We start from the raw sequence: 17,693 nt of genomic DNA on the forward strand, positions 1-17,693 counted from the left end.
TCCTGTTTCCATAGGAAATGAATATGGCAAAAAAAGACCCTTACGCAGCGCTTCGATATAAAGAGTTCAATTTATTTATACTAGTTCGTTTTGCTTTGGTTTTTGCATGGTCAATGCAATTTATAATTATTGAATGGCAAGTCTATGCACTCACCAAAGACCCATTATATATTGGTTTAATTGGACTTATGGAGATTATTCCTGCATTAGGAATGGCGCTTTTTGCAGGACATATTGTAGACCAAAAAGAAAAGCGGAATCTTTTAGCACTTTGTATTGCTCTGTTTTCAATTATTAGTTTTGGATTATTTTGGATTACGTCTCCAAGTGTTTTTGAAACATGGTCCACAAAACAAATACTCTATTGTATTTATGCTTTAGTATTTTTTGGAGGACTGCTACGTTCGTTTTTTGGCCCAACTATTTTTTCGTTAGTGGCTTTAATTGTTCCTAAAAAAATATATCCTAATGCAGCTACTTGGAACAGTTCTACATGGCAAATGGCAAGAGTTTTAGGTGTCACTTTCGCAGGATTTTCAATTGGTTGGCTTGGAGAGAATGAACAAATGGGTGTGCATTGGTCGCTTTGTATTGTGTTTGGTTTAGTAATGTTTTCACTGATAATGTTATATCAAATTAAACGCAAACCCATTCTTAACCCAAACATTGGAGAACCAGTAGTTAAAAGTTTAAAAGAAGGTGTTTCATTTGTGTTTAAAACAAAAGCTATTTTGGGAGCCTTAACCCTAGATATGATTTCGGTATTGTTTGGTGGTGCAATTGCCTTGGCAGCAGTTTTCGCTACTGATATTTTAAAAGTAGGACCTGAAGGTTTTGGAATTTTGGTAGCTGCACCTAACATTGGTTCGTTTTTAACTATGTTGGTTACTGCATATATTCCTATTGTAAAGAAAGCTGGTATTAAACTGCTAGTAGCTGTGTTTGGTTTTGGGTTGAGTATTATTGCTTTTGGGGTGTCAACCGTATTTTGGCTTTCAGTAGCAGCTTTGTTTTTTAGTGGAGTGTTTGATGGTGTGTCTATGGTAATCAGGCAAACCATTTTGCAACTAAAAACACCAGACCATATGCGAGGTCGTGTGTCTTCGGTAAACTCAATGTTTGTTGGTTCTTCAAACGAATTGGGAGCTTTTGAAAGTGGTTTGACTGCAAAATTAATGGGAACAGTTACTGCTGTAGTTTTTGGAGGAACAATGACATTGATTACTGTAATTACAACAGGATTGGTTTCGCCTTCATTTAGAAAATTGGACTTGACAAAAGATTTAGAAGAACACGAAAAAGAAGACTAATACGTTTTTAGTTCCATTGTTGTTCCATCAAAAACGCCATAGGTATAGTAGTTGATCCAATCACCAAGGTTAATGTATTTTGAATTGTTTTCCAACGCAATTTCAAGCGGTAAATGTCTGTGACCAAAAATATAAAAATCGCGATGTTTTTCAGACTGTTTGCGTTTACAGTATTGTACTAACCATTCATTATCTTCACCTAAAAATTTAGCATCTTCTTCACCTGAAATCAATTTGTTTTCAACTGATAGGTATTGTGCTAACTTCACGCCTAAATCAGGATGTAACCAACGAAACAACCATTTACAAAAGCGATTGGTAAACACCTTTTTCATACGTTTATAACCCTTGTCTCCAGGACCTAATCCGTCACCATGACCAATGAAAAAGCTCGTGTTATTAAATGTAAACTCTTTAGGCTTATGGTATACAGGAATGTTAAGTTCTTCTTCAAAATAGCCATTCATCCATAAATCATGATTGCCAACAAAATAGTAAATAGGAATACCAGAATCAGAGATTTCTGCCAATTTACCAAGTGTACGAGTAAATCCTTTTGGCACTACTGTTTTGTATTCAAACCAAAAATCGAACAAATCTCCCATTAAGAAAATTGCAGCAGCATCTTTTTTAATCTCGTCTAACCAAGCTACAAACTTTTTTTCACGAGGAAGCGATGCCTTTTTATTTGGCGCTCCTAAATGATTATCAGAAGCGAAGTATATTTTTTTTCCTTTTGGGATGTTCATCGTTTATAAAAAATGTAATCAGTTACTGGTGGCTCAATTTCTTGTTGTCTTAAATCGGAAATAAGTTGCCCTTTATGGTGCGTAAAATGATTAGCGATATGAAACAAAATATCTTGTACTGTGTTTTCAAAATTATCGCCTTTTGAATTTGTGTACTTTATTGTTTCTTCAAAATCAAAAGTATCAATAATTTTTAATGTATCAACATAGTTGGTTTTGTCTATGTCTTTACACTTTTTAAGTGCATGTAATTGGTGTACTCCAAACGAGTCTGTTTTCAATATTCGTGCATTCCATATTTGATGTGCGTTTAAGCAATGCGAAAACAACGGAATGGTTCTTTTTGATATTAAAGCAGAATGTTCCAAAAACAGTTCTATCAACTTTTGGTTAAAGTAGTGATGATAATCAAATATGCTTTTAAAAAATGGTTTCATTTAATTGTCGCTAGCATACCATTCGGCAAAACTGGTTTCGGTTTCCTGAAGCTTTAAGGAATGCAGTTTTATGTTTTTTGGTAATCTGGTTTTGATTTTTTCAGCAAAATCAATGACCATCATCTCACTGGTTGGTTGGTAATTTACCAACAATACATTATGTCCTCTATCTTCAAGTTCTTTTGCTAACTCCACATGAGGCGTGTTTTTGTTGAACACTGTAGCATGATCAAAAACATCAACTATTTCTTCTTTTACAATTTTTTTTAAATCGCTAAAGTCTATAACCATTCCAAATTTAACATTGGTGTTGTCTGCTATAGGTTGACCAATAACTGTAACCGATAGTTTATAGCTGTGTCCATGTACGTTTTTGCACTTTCCATCATAGCCGTAAAGTGCATGTCCTGTTTCAAACGAAAACTGTTTTGTAATTCTAATATTACTCATCAAAAAATATTTTCATTACAAAGATATTGAATTTGTAAAAGCAATTGATTTTTAGATTACTTTTGCGCGCTTTTGTTTAAAAATTATGAAAGATACTATGGTTGAATCTCAAATTTTTGAGAATATCGATTTTGTTGAAAACCCTCAGTACGAAAAGGTTATCAGCGATATTATTTCGCAACAATACAGTATTGTTGAAGACTTTTTTTCTAAAGAAGAAGTGCATGCTTTAAGGCAATCGTTGTTAGAAAAACATGAAGAAGATCGGTTTAAAAAAGCAGCTATTGGTAATCGCGTTAATGAAGTGATTGTAAAGTCTATTCGTGGCGATGTGATTTTATGGATAGATGAAACTAAAGCTAACGCAGCAGAGCAATTGTTTTTCAACAAAATAAACAGCTTAGTAAACTACTTAAACAAAACTTGTTTTTTAGGAATATTACACAAGGAATTTCATTATGCATTATATCCAAAAGGAACGTTTTATAAGCGTCATTTAGATACATTTCAAAATGATGATAGAAGAAAACTGTCGTTTGTTTGTTACTTAAATGACGAAGATTGGCAGCCTGAAAATGGAGGTGAACTTGTATTGTATCTTGATGAAAACGGAAATGAGGTTCCAAAAAGCATTTATCCTTTTCCTGGACGCGTAGTCATTTTTGAAAGTCAAATTATAGAACACGAAGTAAAACCTGTAGAAACAGAACGTTTAAGTATTACAGGATGGTTAAAAACCAGATAAGACTAACGTCTTTTTCTTCGGTTATAGAAGTAAATAATTATTAATACGATTGCCAGTATAAGAAACAGTCTATTGCCCATAATTGTTTTTTTGAACTATTAAAACCCTAAAGTTACTGCTTTTGTGTAAGTGGCAAAAATAGTTTTCTAAATTTTATAATTAACGGAATGCCTCTGGCTATAATCCAAATGGTTAACGCAATAAATACAGCGTGTAACTTAAGGTTGTAGTTATCTAGTAAAAAAAGCGCAGGCACAAATACCAAAAACGTAGAAGCTAAAAGTAAATTACGCAGTATTTTCATTTTTCCTAAGCCTTTAAAAACGCCATCAAAAATAAAGGCTAAAGCACAAAGAGGTTGCATTGCTAATACAATCCAAAATACTGAGTAAAATTCATCTAAAACAGCAGTTTCTTGAGTGAATAATCGTCCAATTGGATAATAAAGAATACCTCCTAAAACTGCTAAAACAATACCTAAACCAATTCCATATTTAATTAAGGTATTACTTAATTTAATCAAATCACTATACTGTTTTGCACCAAAGAGTTTTCCTGATAAAATGTTACCAGCACTCGCATAACCATCAATAACAAATGCACCAAAAAACCAGAGGTTAATGGCAATAGTATAAGCAGCAATATAATTTTTGCCATAGGCTGTAGCAAACCTAGTTGCAAAATATAATGTGATGTTTAGCGCTAAGGTGCGTACAAATAAATTAAGCACCATTAAAGAGAAGTTTTTAATCTCTTTGTTAAAAGGCAGCTTAACCATAAGCGGAACATCGGTTTTTTTAAGTATAAAGTAAGCTGAAAGCAAAGCCATTAACAATTGAGCAACAACACTTGCGTATGCAGCACCTTTAATATGCATTGGCGCAATAAACCCTTCAACGCCATACACTAAAACAATATCTAAAACAATATTTGTTAAAGCACCAACAACTGCAATTATCATAGGATGAAAGGTGTTTTGTAAACCTCTAAATGTTCCAAAAACTGCAATGGTAAATAAGGTAAACGGAAACCCAAACACTCTAATTTTGTAATATTCACTACAGTATTCTAGAATTAAACCAGAGGCATTATAGAGTTTGAAAATAGAATTTGTAAACGGATAAGTGCCTACGATAATCAACAAGCTTAAAGATGTTATAATTAAAATAGCTTGTGCAGGCAGATTTTTAACTTCATTAATTTTATTTGCACCAAGGTATTGCGAAATAATTGACGAAATAGCACTTCGCGTTTGTCCAAAAATCCAGATAAGCATAGATAAAAACGTGCCAACAATACCAACAGCAGCGATTGACTCTGCTGTATTTATTGGAATATTACCAATAATTGCAGCATCAGTAAGCGATAATATAGGTTCTGAAATCCCTGAAATTAATGCAGGTATTGCTAATCGGTTAATATGTTTTGTGCTTATGTCTATATTCAAAATACCAATTCGTAACAGTAAAAAGGATATTCACTTTGTTTAGGAAAATAAATGTCACCTAAACGTTTGTAACCTCTTTGTTCGTAAAATTTTTGATTTCTTTTATTTTGAGAAAATGTATCAAGTCTAACTGATTCGTAATCGTTTGTTTTTGCAAATATTTCAGCAAAGTCCATAAACTGTTGTGCATACCCTTTTCCTTGATGGTTAGGGTGAACAGCTAACCTATGAATGTAAATGTTTTTTTCATTTTTAGTGAGCCATTCAATAGGTATATATTCTTCATCCATTAAAGTAGAAATTACTACACATCCAATAATAGTGTTGCCAATTTCCAATACATAAAGTTCTGATCGTGCTACATCATTTAAAAAAGCATTTTCACTTGGATAATGCTTATTCCATTGATAAATGTTGTTAGCTATCATGTGTTTAGCACAAGCGTTAGTGAGCTGTAGTATAGAGCCAATATCGTTAAGCGTAGCTTTGCGAATCATTAATAATGTTTATTTTTGCGAGTAAATTTACTTTTAATTTATAGAATATGAAGAATATTTTAGTTCCTGTTGGTTCGTCCAAAAATGCAGTAAGTCATTTACAGTATGCAGTTGATTTTGCTAAAGCGTTTGGTGCAAAGTTGTATGTAGTACAAGTTTATAACGTGTATACCAAGGCAGGAACTATGATAAAAGTAGATGATATTTTGGAGCGTGAGAGTTTGGAGTTTTTAAAATCTCATGTAGATAAAGTAGATAAAAAGGGTGTTGAGGTAGTGATTAAAACCTTTAAAGGAAAACTTGTTGATACGCTTGAATTGGTTTGTAAATCATTAGATATTGATTTAATAATGATTGAGCCAAGAACAAATTCGGTTAAAGAAGAAGTGTATTTGGGTAAAACGTCTGGAAAGATTATTAAACAAACCAATATACCAGCATTAATAGTACCTGAAGGATATGTGTTTAAGCCTATTGTATATATTTTAATGGCATTAAAATCTGCTGTTATTAAAAATCATAATGCACTAATACCACTAAAATCTATTAAAGACCATTTCAAGTCAATTGTAAATCTTTTATTGGTGAAAACACCTTTTTATAATGAAGGTGACTTTGACGTAGATCAAGAACTTTCAACATTAATAACCAAAACTACCAAAAGCGAAAATGCTACTACATTTCAAGGCGTATTGGAGCATTACAAAGACAATGACCCTGACTTACTTTGTGTGGTAAGACGTAAAAGAGGGTTCTTCACTAAACTTTGGGAGAAAAACACAATACTTAAAAGAGATTTTCATAGCTCTAAGCTACCTGTTTTAGTACTTAGCGGATTAAAATAATTTTAGCATTAGCTTATTGTTAGAATTTTGAATTGATAGTAAAAGGTCAATTACTTTTACGCCACAGTTTGTCTAAGATATTGACAACTTTATACTGTTAACGGTATTTTTGTGACTTATAATCGAGTTTTTTGATACTCGATAAGGCTTTTTTGTAAGTTTCGACTGATTAATAGCACCCCAAATGAAATTTATACTACTATTCTGTCTGCTCAGTATAGGATTGTATGCGCAAGAAAATGCATATAACTTAGAAGAGTCTTCAAACAAACTTTACAATTTTGCTGAGTTTACTGCAACTGACAAACCTGAATTATCAATTGAAGAGGTTTTAAACAGTGATTTAGAATTTACTCCACTTGCTTCTGACAATCATAGTATTGGTTTTACTTCACAGAGTTTTTGGACCAGATTTAAACTTTTTAATCCAGATAGCGAATCAAAAACGTACTATCTGCAAACAGCAAGACCAATAACTGATATTGCTGATTTATATCAAATATCAAAAAATGGTATTGAAAAGTTTAGTAGTGGAGATCAAATTCCTTTTAATGAAAGGCAGGTTGAACATAGAGAAACCATTTTCAAAATAACATTACCAGCTAATACAACCCAGCAATTTTATTTGCATTTAGCAAGTGATGGTGAAACCATAAACATACCATTAGACATTTATAGTGAGTTTGATTTTTGGGTAATAAACTATAAACAGCAATTATTTTTAGGGTTGTTTTATGGGTTGTTATTTCTTGCAGGTGTAATTTATCTTTTCTTTTACACCAGTTTAAAAGAAAAAACATTTTTGTATTATGGGCTTTATGTGTTTTCAATTGCTTTAATGCAAGGTGCATTAGATGGTTTAATCTTTCAATACGTATTTCCAAAAGGAGGCTTTATAAATAGTAGAGCAGTAATGATAGCTGCATTGGCATCAAACTTCTTTTTACTTAAATACTGCGAGTACTTTTTAAAGGTAAAACAGCGAACACCAAAAATATACAGTGTTTTTAAAGGCATTTATGTTTTTATTGCTGTATTATTTGTTATGGTGTTCTTTAGTGAAAAGACACTTGAACTTACCTATCCAATAGCAAACTTAAATGGGCTTATAAGCTTAGTTTTTATACTTGCTACATTATTTATAATACGTTTTAAAAAGATAAAAATAGATCCTTATTTTTCTATTGGAATTTTCTTTTTAGTAATAGGTTTATTAGGCTTTGTAATGAATAATTTAAGCCTATTACCAAACAATTTTTACACACTCAATAGTGCCAAATTTGGTTCAGGGTTTGAGGTGATTTTCTTATCGCTTTCCATGACTAATCTTATCAAAAAGTTACGTATGGAAAAGGAGAAATCTCAGGTCTTAGCGTTAAAGAAATCGGAAGAGATTAGTAAACTAAAAACGTATTTTATGTCTAACATGAGTCATGAATTACGAACACCCATAAATGCTATTATGGGTATTGCTGAGAATCAATTAGAAACTAATAAAAGCAATACAAGCAGAAAGAATTTTGAAATCATTAAAAATGCGTCTCTTAGTTTGTTGAGTAACGTAAATGATATTCTAGATTTTGAAAAGATTGAAAAGAAAGAACTTAAGCTAAGAAGTGAAGAGTTTAACCCTTCTGTAGTACTTAATCAGATAAGCTCAAATTGGAAGTTAGAAGCCGAAAAAAAAGGGTTGACTTATGCTTTTGAAATGGATTACAACATTCCTACGAGAGTAAAAGGAGATAAAGAGCGTTTTGTTCAAATAATAAACAACATCCTTAACAACGCCATTAAATTTACAATAAAAGGAGGCGTTCATTTAAAACTTAGCTGTACTCAACAGCCAAATGATCTGTCACGTTTTTCTTTTGTGGTTTCTGACACAGGTGTTGGAATGTCTGATGATATGAAAGAGAATATGTTTGATAGTTTTAACCAAATGAAGCATGATAACAAAAGGCAATTTGGAGGAATTGGTTTAGGAATGACCATCGCAAAGTATTTAGTTGAACTTTTTAACGGTACAATTAGTATAGAAAGTAGCGAAGGAAAAGGGACTAAGGTTTTTGTTGAGCTTCCTTTAGAAGTTATTAGTAAACCTAAAGAGGAATCTTTTTTAAATGTTAACCAAAAAGACCCTTTAAAAGTCTTGGTGGTTGAAGACAATGTGATGAACCAAATGATTATGCGCAAGCTTTTAGGAAGTTCAGAGCATATTAATTTTGCTGTGGCGCAAAACGGTCAGGAGGCTTTAGAAATTCTAAAAAAAGATGTTTACGATGTTGTCTTAATGGATTTACAAATGCCAGTAATGGATGGTTATGAAGCCACAAAAATTATTAGAAGTGGAACATTAGGACAAGTTATTGGCGAAATTCCTATTATAGCAGTAACTGCTGATGCAATGCAAGAAACCAGACAACGAGTGCTTGATATTGGTATGAATGACTATATGACCAAACCAGTAAATAAAGACTTATTAATGGAAAAAATAAATTACTGCTGTAAACCTAAACTACAAATAGCATAAGTGGGCTTTAAACTTCTTTTTCTATAAAATCGATATTTGGATTACAAATTTCTAAAATAAGATTTTTTAACTCTACCGTATAGTTCTCTAAGGTTTCTTGAGAAATTAATGTGTTTTTGTTTTCAGTGAATTTTAAAAACCCACTGCCTAAGTTTTTAAACGAAATTATTCCTGCTTCAACAGGTGCTGTAAACGGCTTTTTAGAGTTTAACATATAAGCATAAGCCAGTATTTGAAATGGTTTACTGTATTTATCATAGTCGGTAGTTAGATCTTCCCATTGAGAAATTTTAACTTTAGAAGCCTCTACTTTTCCAGATTTATAATCAATAATACGAGTAGTACCATTAAACTCATCAATTCGGTCCACTTTTCCTGTTAAATAAACAGGAAAGTCTAGTTCAGGAATATCAATTTTCACTTTATTATCTTCTTCAACCGAAATAATTTTTATAGTATTTCCTTGCTGAAGCGCATCTATTTCTAAATCTAAAAAATTAGAAACATACCGCTTTGCTATTTCAAAAATGATAAGGTTTTTACCTTTTGTGGTATCCCCTTTTTTATATTCATTTTTAAAGTGCTTTAAAACAGTATCATGTATTTTAGGCTTCATTGCTTCAACGTCTTTAGAAGTAAGCTCTTTGCCAATGTAAGGCGTATAAAAGTCCTCTAAAGTGTTGTGGATTGTAGTTCCTAACGTATTAGCTGCAACAGTTTCTTCAACATCATCAAACTCTTTAATTCCGAGAATTTTTTGCTTATAAAAGTCAATTGGGTTTCTAATGTAATTTGTTAATGAAGAAGGCGAGAACCCTTTTTCTGCAATTTCTTTTATGCGAGATAGTACTGCATCAGTCTTTTTAATTTGAGTGAGACTTTGTTGAATAGCAGGTACTTTAGGCGACACTATGTAATGGTTAATATTGTGTGTGTCATCAATTTCTAATTGAGTGATAAATCTACTTTTTTCATTGCCTTGTAACACATCTGGTTCGGTATTGTAAACCAAAAAAACAGTGTTAGCTCGTTGTAATAGCCTATAAAAATGATATGTGTAAACTGCATCTTTTTCCTTATAGGTTGGCAGGTTGTTTTCTATTTTAACATCAAAAGGAATAAAAGAATTATTACTTTTTCCAGCAGGTAGCACACCTTCATTAACCGAAGCAATAATAACTGTCTCAAAATCGAGAACTCGAGATTCTAGCATTCCCATAATTTGAAGACCTTGCAGAGGTTCTCCCTTAAAATCTAATGTTTCGTTTTTAATAAGTTCTCTATATAAACCATGTAAAGTATTTATAGATTCAATATGCTCATGTTTTGTCAACATTAGTCTTAATGTATTGAATATTTCATTAAACCTATATAAGTACTCTAATGAGAGTAATTGTTTTGATTTATCCTTGTCTAAAAACGCTTTAATAGACATGATAAGTTTGCTACAATTTGATAAGCCACTTCTTGGATTATTGTTCCAATTATTGAAAAGGAGTTCTAATAACTCTGTTTTAGATGGAGCTAATTCAGTAATTCCTTCAGCAGTAATATTAGCAATATTATTGTTTTGAATATGGTCAATTATTGTATCTGCATGGTCAATATCATTATAAACAAGAAGCGGTTTTATAAATTGATGGGACAGTATTGTTATTACATCTTTGTAATACAGAGTTTTTGAAGTTGATTTTTGAATTGCAAATAGTTTTTCAAACAAAGACGCCAATGGAATTGCATTTAAAGGCAAACCCATAGTAATATTAATGGGACCAATATCTTCAGGCATTGAATTTAATAAAGGCATTAATAGGCTTTCATTGCCTAAAACAACAGCTGTGTTTTTTAATGAGCTCTTCTTGTGTTTTAAACGCTGTAGCAACTCACCTATATATTTTACTTGACCAATATTTTTTGGAGTACCAATAATATCTATAGTCTTTGGTTTGGAATAATTGTTCGATAACCAATTGATAGGATTTTTTCTAAAATAAGGCCAATTCGCTTTATGTTGTCTTATAAACATACCAGCATCATGAATTGAATCTTTAAAAAATCGTTGGTCTAAATCCCAATAGATAATAGCTATATCTTGTTGTAAAAGTTCTTGTATTATGGTTTCTTCGGCTTTGTTAAGTGCGTTAAAACCAACAAACACAAATGTCTTTTCTTGGTTTGCAGCTGTAAACTGCTCAAGGTTATTTACTGCTTCTCTATACACCAAGCCTTGGTATCCTTTTCGCTTTGAAATGAGTTGGTCGTTTAATAACTCATAATATTGTTTTAAACGTTTCCAAAAGGCTAGATAGTTTTTAATATAATCGGTTTGATTTTCATCAACTGACCAATGATGATGCTCTATTTCTTTAATAGCAGTTAAGTAATCAAAAATATTTTGAGGCGCTACAAGATAACGGTCTATTTCATTAAAATCCTGAAGCAGTATTTGAGCCCATTTATAAAATTGGTCAAAGGGCTCCACATTTTCTTTTGGAGTTACCTTAAGATATACATCATAAAACTCAAAAATCAACTCGGTATTATTGATGTATTGTAAGTTAGATAGTGTTTCTACAAATGTTTCAGTAGAAAGAATTTCAGGTGCAAAAAAAGTGCTTTTAAATACTTTAGATAATTCGTGTTTTAAGAAAACACCAGCTCTTTTACTAGGAAGTACAAAGGTTAATTCTGAAACGTTGAGGCTTTTTTCATGTATGTCAATAATAACCTCTTCTATAAAACTTGTCATATCATAAAAATAAAAAACGCTCCGAATTTCGGAGCGTTTTTTAAACTTATTTTATAGTGTTTTAAAACTTAATTATTTTTTAAGTTTTACTTCTACACGTCTGTTGTTTTTTCTTCCAGAAGCAGTAGAGTTAGAATCTATTGGGTTAGCTTCACCAAAACCAGCAGCAGTTAATCTGTCAGCGTTGATACCGTTAGCGATTAAGTAATCTCTTACAGCGTTAGCTCTTCTTTCAGATAATAATTGGTTAGATGATTTAGATCCAACGCTATCAGTGTGTCCTTCAATAGAGAAGTTAGCTTGTGGATATTCTTTAAAGATAGCAGTCATAGCTTGTAATACAGGATCAGTTTCTTTTTTGAAAGAAGATTTTCCAGTATCAAATAAGATAGTTCTAGCGTAGTTGTTTAAAGTTTCCATTACTTCAGCAGTAGGAAGAACTTCTGGGCAACCATTGTTAGCAACAGTACCAGCTTCGTTAGGACATTTATCGTCTTTGTCTAATACACCGTCACCATCAGTATCTGGCCATGGGCAACCGTTGTTAGCAGCAGGACCAGCTTCGTTAGGACATTTGTCATCTTTATCAGCAACACCGTCACCATCAGCATCTGGACATCCAGCTAAAGCTTTTAAACCAGCAACTGTAGGACAGTTATCATCTTTATCAGCAACACCGTCACCATCAGTATCAGGGCAACCGTTAAACTCAGCTAAACCAGCTTCGTTAGGACAATCGTCTTTAGAATCTTCAATACCATCGTTGTCAGAATCTGGACAACCGTTGAATGCTTCTAAACCAGGAACGTCTGGACAAGCATCATCTTTGTCATATATACCATCTCCATCAGTATCTTTTCCACCAAATTTGATAGCAAGACCAACTGAATGTTGGAAGTGAGTAGCTAAATAATCTTCAAATGCATGTTTGTAAGATGTTTGTACAGTTAAACCAACGTTTTCACTAAACCAAAGGTTAAAACCTGCAGTACCATTTAATGTACCAGCTCCGATTTCGTTGATCCAAGTGTAACCACCACCTACTCCTAAGTAAGGGTCAATTAATTTAGAGTTGATTAATTTTGCAAAGCTATATTTTACTGTACCATCTAAAGCGTAGTAAGATAAATCGTCAACTGTAGAATCACCAAAGCTATCAATTTCATTGATAGAACCAGCAGCAGTTAATGTAAACCCATCACTTAAATATCTAGAAACAGATACTGTAGATAATGATGGCAAAAAGTTGTAGTGATCACTAAGGTTGAAAAACTCGTCAAAGTATTCACCTAACGGAGCATCTTCTCCAGTAGGATAAAAGTCAACTGCATTTACACCAATTCCAACAGCCCAAGGATTGTTTTCATCTTGTGCATTAGCATTGAAGCTTAATAAAAGCAACATAGCGAAAAATAATCTGCTAAGATTTTTCATATTCTAATAATTTTAATTTTAAGTGTTAATTGTAAGCAAAAGTAAGTTGTTAAATTTTATTAACAAAGACAAATATATAAAAATATTGATTATTTGCCCTAAAATAGAGGTGTTTGGAACAAATTTAAATTATTTCTAAAGATTTTCCAACCTTAATAAAAGCAGCAATAGCCTTATCTAAGTGCTCTTTTGTGTGTGCTGCCGAGAGTTGTACTCTAATTCTTGCTTTTTCTTTAGGAACTACAGGGAAAAAGAATCCAATCACGTATATTCCTTCGTTTAAGAGCATTTTTGCCATTTTTTGAGACAATTTAGCATCATATAGCATCACAGGAACAATAGCTGAGTCTCCGTCAATGATGTCAAAACCAGCGTCTTTTAACCCTTTTTTAAAATAAGCAGTATTGCTTTCTAAAGTATCTCTTAATGAGGTGTCTTTGGCAAGCATATCAAAAACCTTAATAGAAGCTCCTACAATTGCAGGTGCCAATGAGTTTGAAAACAGATATGGTCTTGAGCGTTGACGCAGTATTTCAATAATTTCTTTTTTACCAGTTGTATAACCTCCCATTGCTCCTCCAAGAGCTTTACCTAATGTTCCGGTTATAATATCTATTCGTCCTAAAACGCCTTTGTCTTCAAGTGTTCCTCTACCTGTTTCACCAATAAAACCAGCAGCATGACATTCATCAATCATAACCAACGCATCATACTTATCAGCCAAGTCGCAAATTTCATCTAAAGGCGCAACTAAACCATCCATTGAAAATACTCCATCTGTGACAATAATTTTAAAACGCGCTCCATTTTCATTAGCTGCAATTAATTGCTTTTCAAGATCTTCCATGTTGTTATTTTCATAACGGTATCTTGCTGCTTTACATAAACGAACACCATCAATTATTGAGGCGTGGTTAAGCGAGTCAGAGATAATAGCATCTTCTTTTCCTAATAATGGTTCAAAAACACCACCATTAGCATCAAAAGCTGCGGCATAGAGTATAGTGTCTTCAGTACCATAAAACTCAGCTATTTTTTCTTCAAGTTCTTTATGAATATCTTGTGTTCCGCAAATAAAACGAACAGAAGACATTCCAAATCCATGTGTATCCATTGCGTCTTTAGCTGCTTGTACAACTTCAGGATGTGAGGATAAACCTAAGTAATTATTAGCGCAAAAATTTAAAACATTTTCTCCTGTAGTTAAAGTAATTTCGGCACCTTGAGGCGAAGTAATTATACGTTCTTCTTTGTAAAGACCAGCTTCTTTTATGTCTTTTATTTCGTTTTGTAAGTGTTGTTGTATCTTTCCGTACATATCGTCTTTGGTTTTTTTACAAAGTTAAAATTCTTTTACCTGAATATCATCATTTATGTACACAAGAATTTTTTTGGTCACGTTGTAATTCATGTCTTGTAAAACTGAGGTGTAGAGTTCTAATTGTTGCTTATGAGAGCTTTTTTCAGCTCCAGTTTTGTAGTCTATAATTATTGCTTTATTGGTGTTTATTACTAAACGGTCTGGTCGTAAAATTTGACCGTCTTTAGTAATGATATCTCTTTCATTGTAAATCAAATTATCGCTTTCAAAGTAAGGTTTCAAGAGTTGGTGATCAACAATTTTTAAAACCATTGGTTTTAGTTCGTCGTATTGTTGACTATTGATAGTTCCTGATTCGATGTACTGATTGAACACAAAATCAATATCTTCTTTGGTTTTAATTTCAGCCATGATATTATGAACCAAATTCCCTTTTTCAATAGATTTCTCTTGATCAGTATCCCATAAATAAGCCGAATTGGTAATGATATTTAAATTGTGTTGCGCTCTTGAAGTAGAAATAAATAGCTCTTGTTGAACAGTTGGTTCTGCTTCATGCGACTGCAATGTTCTTTTTGGGTTTCCAAAAGTATATTCGGTTTCAGTGTCATTCCACAGTGCTTTAGATTTTAAGAAATTGATAAAAAGCCCTGAATAGTATTTTAGCTTCTCTTCGTTTTTAGCGTCTGTGTCATATTCTGAAATGACATATAATTGTTCAACAGCTCTGGTCATAACAACATACAGTAAGTTAATGGCATCGAGCTCTAATTCAGATTGATAGTTTGTATAAATTTCGTTACCAGTGTTATCTAGTTCCTCAAGGTCTTTATTTAGGTTGATGTACATGTGTGAGAAACCATTAAACGCTTCAGTATTTACAGGAAACCAAACTTTTGGAGACATGTCAAAATAAATATTCTGATTAGCATAAGGGAAAATCACCACAGGAAATTCTAATCCTTTAGATTTATGAATAGTCATTATTTGTACTGCATTATCGTTTTGTGATGATACAATACTTAGCTTATCTTTTTTGCGTTCCCAAAACTCTAAAAAACTAGAAATACTAGAACCGTGTTTTTGTGAAAAATCGAGAATTTCATCTAAATAAAACTGAATATAAGCATTTGAGGTTGTATTTAATTTAAAGGCTCTTATAATATGTTCTACGGCTTCATAAATTGGCAAGCTAGAAAATGTCCCAAAGTGAAAATTGAAACCATACTCTTTCAATGCAGTAAATAGTTTGCTTGATGGTAAATGCACCAAACTACTAACAAAATCATGTTTTTGTTCAAGTTTTAAGCTGTGTTCAGCAATGAAGAGTAAAATATCACATTTTACTTCATTATTTTGAGGCTGTATGCTTAGTTGTAAAATGGACGTTATAAAGTTAACCTCAGGAGCATTTTTGAGCATAAGCGATTCTGAAGACACTACATTTATTCCATTTTGACTTAAATATTCGGCAATTGCGATTCCTTCTTTACTTTTTCGGGTAATAACACAAATATCACCTAGCTTAAAGCCATTGTCCAAAGCCTTGTAAATTGAGAACAGTGTTTTTTCGCAATGTAATTCATCCTTATCTTGATCTTTGGTATTTAAAAATGAGAGTTCTACATAACCGTTTTCTTGAATAAAAACGTCTTGTGAACTCGCTTGATAAATAGCTTGATGTTCAGGACTTGATAGCGCAAAACTACTAATGTGCTTAAAGAAATCATTATTAAAATCTACAACAGTTTTAGTACTTCTAAAATTATAATCTAAATGCTTGGTGGCAATCTCAATATGAAACGGATTGACCTTTTCGGTATACATATCAATAAACTGTTCTGCTTTTCCACCTCTCCATCTGTAAATGGCTTGTTTAGCATCGCCAACTAGCATTATGGAACCTGTTTCGCCTTTTAAATTCTCACCTGAAAGCACATTGTCTGCTAAAGGAATCAGGTTTTGCCATTGCAAAACCGAAGTGTCTTGAAACTCATCAATAAAATAATGTTTAAACTTTTCACCCAAACGTTCATATATAAAAGGAGCTGGTTGATGTTTTATCTCTTTATGAATAATAGAATTAAATTCTGAAATCAGTAAGAGGTTGTCTTCTTCTTTCAGTTCATTTAAAGTATTGTTTATAGCGTTTAAAACCGAAAGAGGCGTAATGTTTTTTATGCAATTGTTTAAAAATTTATATTCAGAAACCGCTTGTTTTGTATCGTTAAAAGCTAAAATAAGTTGAGGCTGTATAGCATTAATAGTGTCAGCAACTTCATTTGAAACACGTTTAGGGTATAAGGTGTTGCCTTCAAGAAGGTCGTTTTGCCAACCTAAATTAAACGATACATTTACATCAGAACTACTAAGTTTTTGAAAATACTTAGGTAAATAGCCTCTGGAAAAATCGTTGTGTTCTAAACCTGCTTCATTTATTAGCGTTAAAACTTTATTTGATGTTTCTACTAGGCTTGACTCTTTGGCTTTGAGGGTTTTAATAAGTACAGACTTTAAATCTGAAAAATCCTTTAATTGTTTGCTTTCAAGTTGCTCAATAAATTCAATATCATTTTCATTAACCAGTAGTTTAGCAATAGTATTAAAATCATAAGAGATGTCCCAGCTTCTATCGTCATCGGCTTTTTCAATAGCAAAGTCAACCAGCACTTTAGTTAGTTGCTCATCTTCTCCTGCTTTATCAATAAGCTTATCTACAGCTTTGGCAAGTAAATAAGGCGTATCTAGTTCAACTTCAAAATTTACAGGAAGTTTTAAGTCGTGTGCAAATGTTCTAATAAGCCTATGGTTAAACTTGTCAATAGTTGAAATATCAAAAGACGCATAGTTATGAATAATAGTTTGCAGTATTACTTTTGATTTTTCATGAAGCTCATTTGGCGAAATATCAAGCTCTTCAACCAAAAGGGAGAACATACTATTAGGGTGTTCTATAATTGAAGTCTCAGAAAACGCTTTAAGCATATTTATAATACGCTCTTTCATTTCATTTACTGCCTTATTAGTAAAGGTTAGAGCTAACACAGTTCTAAAAGCAAGTAAGCTGTTGGAGTTCAGTAAAATTTTCAAATACTCTTTAACCAGTGTAAACGTTTTTCCGCTACCTGCAGATGCATTATAAATGGTAAAAGCCCTGTTTTTTAGCATGTAGAAATTTT

13 protein-coding genes are annotated in these 17,693 nt (G+C 32.4%); 4 read left to right on the forward strand and 9 right to left on the reverse strand.

The window, feature by feature from the left end:
* Positions 1–23: 23 nt before the first annotated feature.
* Complete coding sequence (locus DMZ43_RS04825) at positions 24–1,310, forward strand: MFS transporter (RefSeq protein WP_131506448.1); 1,287 nt, start codon at positions 24–26, stop codon at positions 1,308–1,310.
* Here DMZ43_RS04825 and DMZ43_RS04830 read toward each other — a convergent pair.
* Genes DMZ43_RS04830 through DMZ43_RS04840 form a run of 3 tightly spaced genes read right to left on the reverse strand, consistent with a single transcriptional unit; the run spans position 1,307 to position 2,946 of the window.
* Complete coding sequence (locus DMZ43_RS04830) at positions 1,307–2,059, reverse strand: UDP-2,3-diacylglucosamine diphosphatase (RefSeq protein ID WP_131506449.1); 753 nt, start codon at positions 2,057–2,059, stop codon at positions 1,307–1,309. The genes DMZ43_RS04825 and DMZ43_RS04830 overlap by 4 nt on opposite strands.
* Entirely contained in the window at positions 2,056–2,496 is a 441-nt protein-coding gene (locus tag DMZ43_RS04835) for a DinB family protein (RefSeq protein ID WP_131506450.1), read from the reverse strand. The genes DMZ43_RS04830 and DMZ43_RS04835 overlap by 4 nt, the downstream gene beginning before the upstream one ends.
* A complete protein-coding gene (locus tag DMZ43_RS04840; protein WP_129759864.1) occupies positions 2,497–2,946 on the reverse strand; it encodes a 6-carboxytetrahydropterin synthase in 450 nt (149 codons plus the stop codon).
* 85 nt (positions 2,947–3,031) lie between these two features.
* Between DMZ43_RS04840 and DMZ43_RS04845 the strand changes: the two genes are divergently transcribed.
* Entirely contained in the window at positions 3,032–3,691 is a 660-nt protein-coding gene (locus DMZ43_RS04845; protein ID WP_238155772.1) for a 2OG-Fe(II) oxygenase, read from the forward strand.
* Positions 3,692–3,803: 112 nt separating this feature from the next.
* Here DMZ43_RS04845 and DMZ43_RS04850 read toward each other — a convergent pair whose 3' ends face one another.
* Both DMZ43_RS04850 and DMZ43_RS04855 read right to left on the reverse strand, forming a co-directional pair.
* On the reverse strand, positions 3,804–5,138 hold the full coding sequence (locus DMZ43_RS04850; protein WP_131506451.1) for an MATE family efflux transporter: 1,335 nt from the start codon (positions 5,136–5,138) through the stop codon (positions 3,804–3,806).
* The gene (locus tag DMZ43_RS04855) at positions 5,135–5,635 is read right to left on the reverse strand and encodes a GNAT family N-acetyltransferase (RefSeq protein ID WP_131506452.1); all 501 of its coding nucleotides are present in this window, start codon (positions 5,633–5,635) and stop codon (positions 5,135–5,137) included. The genes DMZ43_RS04850 and DMZ43_RS04855 overlap by 4 nt, the downstream gene beginning before the upstream one ends.
* A gap of 47 nt (positions 5,636–5,682) precedes the next feature.
* Between DMZ43_RS04855 and DMZ43_RS04860 the strand changes: the two genes are divergently transcribed.
* Positions 5,683–6,480 (forward strand): universal stress protein, encoded by a 798-nt coding sequence (locus tag DMZ43_RS04860; protein WP_131506453.1) that lies wholly within the window; start codon positions 5,683–5,685, stop codon positions 6,478–6,480.
* Positions 6,481–6,664: 184 nt separating this feature from the next.
* Positions 6,665–9,010 (forward strand): hybrid sensor histidine kinase/response regulator, encoded by a 2,346-nt coding sequence (locus tag DMZ43_RS04865; protein WP_131506454.1) that lies wholly within the window; start codon positions 6,665–6,667, stop codon positions 9,008–9,010.
* 7 nt (positions 9,011–9,017) lie between these two features.
* On the opposite strand, the gene DMZ43_RS04870 is transcribed toward DMZ43_RS04865, so the two are convergent.
* From DMZ43_RS04870 to DMZ43_RS04885, 4 genes are all read right to left on the reverse strand, one after another.
* The gene (locus DMZ43_RS04870; RefSeq protein WP_131506455.1) at positions 9,018–11,759 is read right to left on the reverse strand and encodes a PD-(D/E)XK nuclease family protein; all 2,742 of its coding nucleotides are present in this window, start codon (positions 11,757–11,759) and stop codon (positions 9,018–9,020) included.
* Between the two features lie 72 nt (positions 11,760–11,831).
* Entirely contained in the window at positions 11,832–13,193 is a 1,362-nt protein-coding gene (locus DMZ43_RS04875; RefSeq protein WP_129759874.1) for an OmpA family protein, read from the reverse strand.
* A gap of 124 nt (positions 13,194–13,317) precedes the next feature.
* Positions 13,318–14,511 (reverse strand): glycine C-acetyltransferase, encoded by a 1,194-nt coding sequence (kbl, locus tag DMZ43_RS04880; RefSeq protein WP_131506456.1) that lies wholly within the window; start codon positions 14,509–14,511, stop codon positions 13,318–13,320.
* 24 nt (positions 14,512–14,535) lie between these two features.
* A complete protein-coding gene (locus tag DMZ43_RS04885) occupies positions 14,536–17,682 on the reverse strand; it encodes an exodeoxyribonuclease V subunit beta (RefSeq protein WP_131506457.1) in 3,147 nt (1,048 codons plus the stop codon).
* Between the last annotated feature and the right edge of the window lie 11 nt (positions 17,683–17,693).

The sequence above is a fragment of the Meridianimaribacter sp. CL38 genome (assembly GCF_004328055.1).
Lineage (GTDB): Bacteria > Bacteroidota > Bacteroidia > Flavobacteriales > Flavobacteriaceae > Gaetbulibacter_B > Gaetbulibacter_B jejuensis.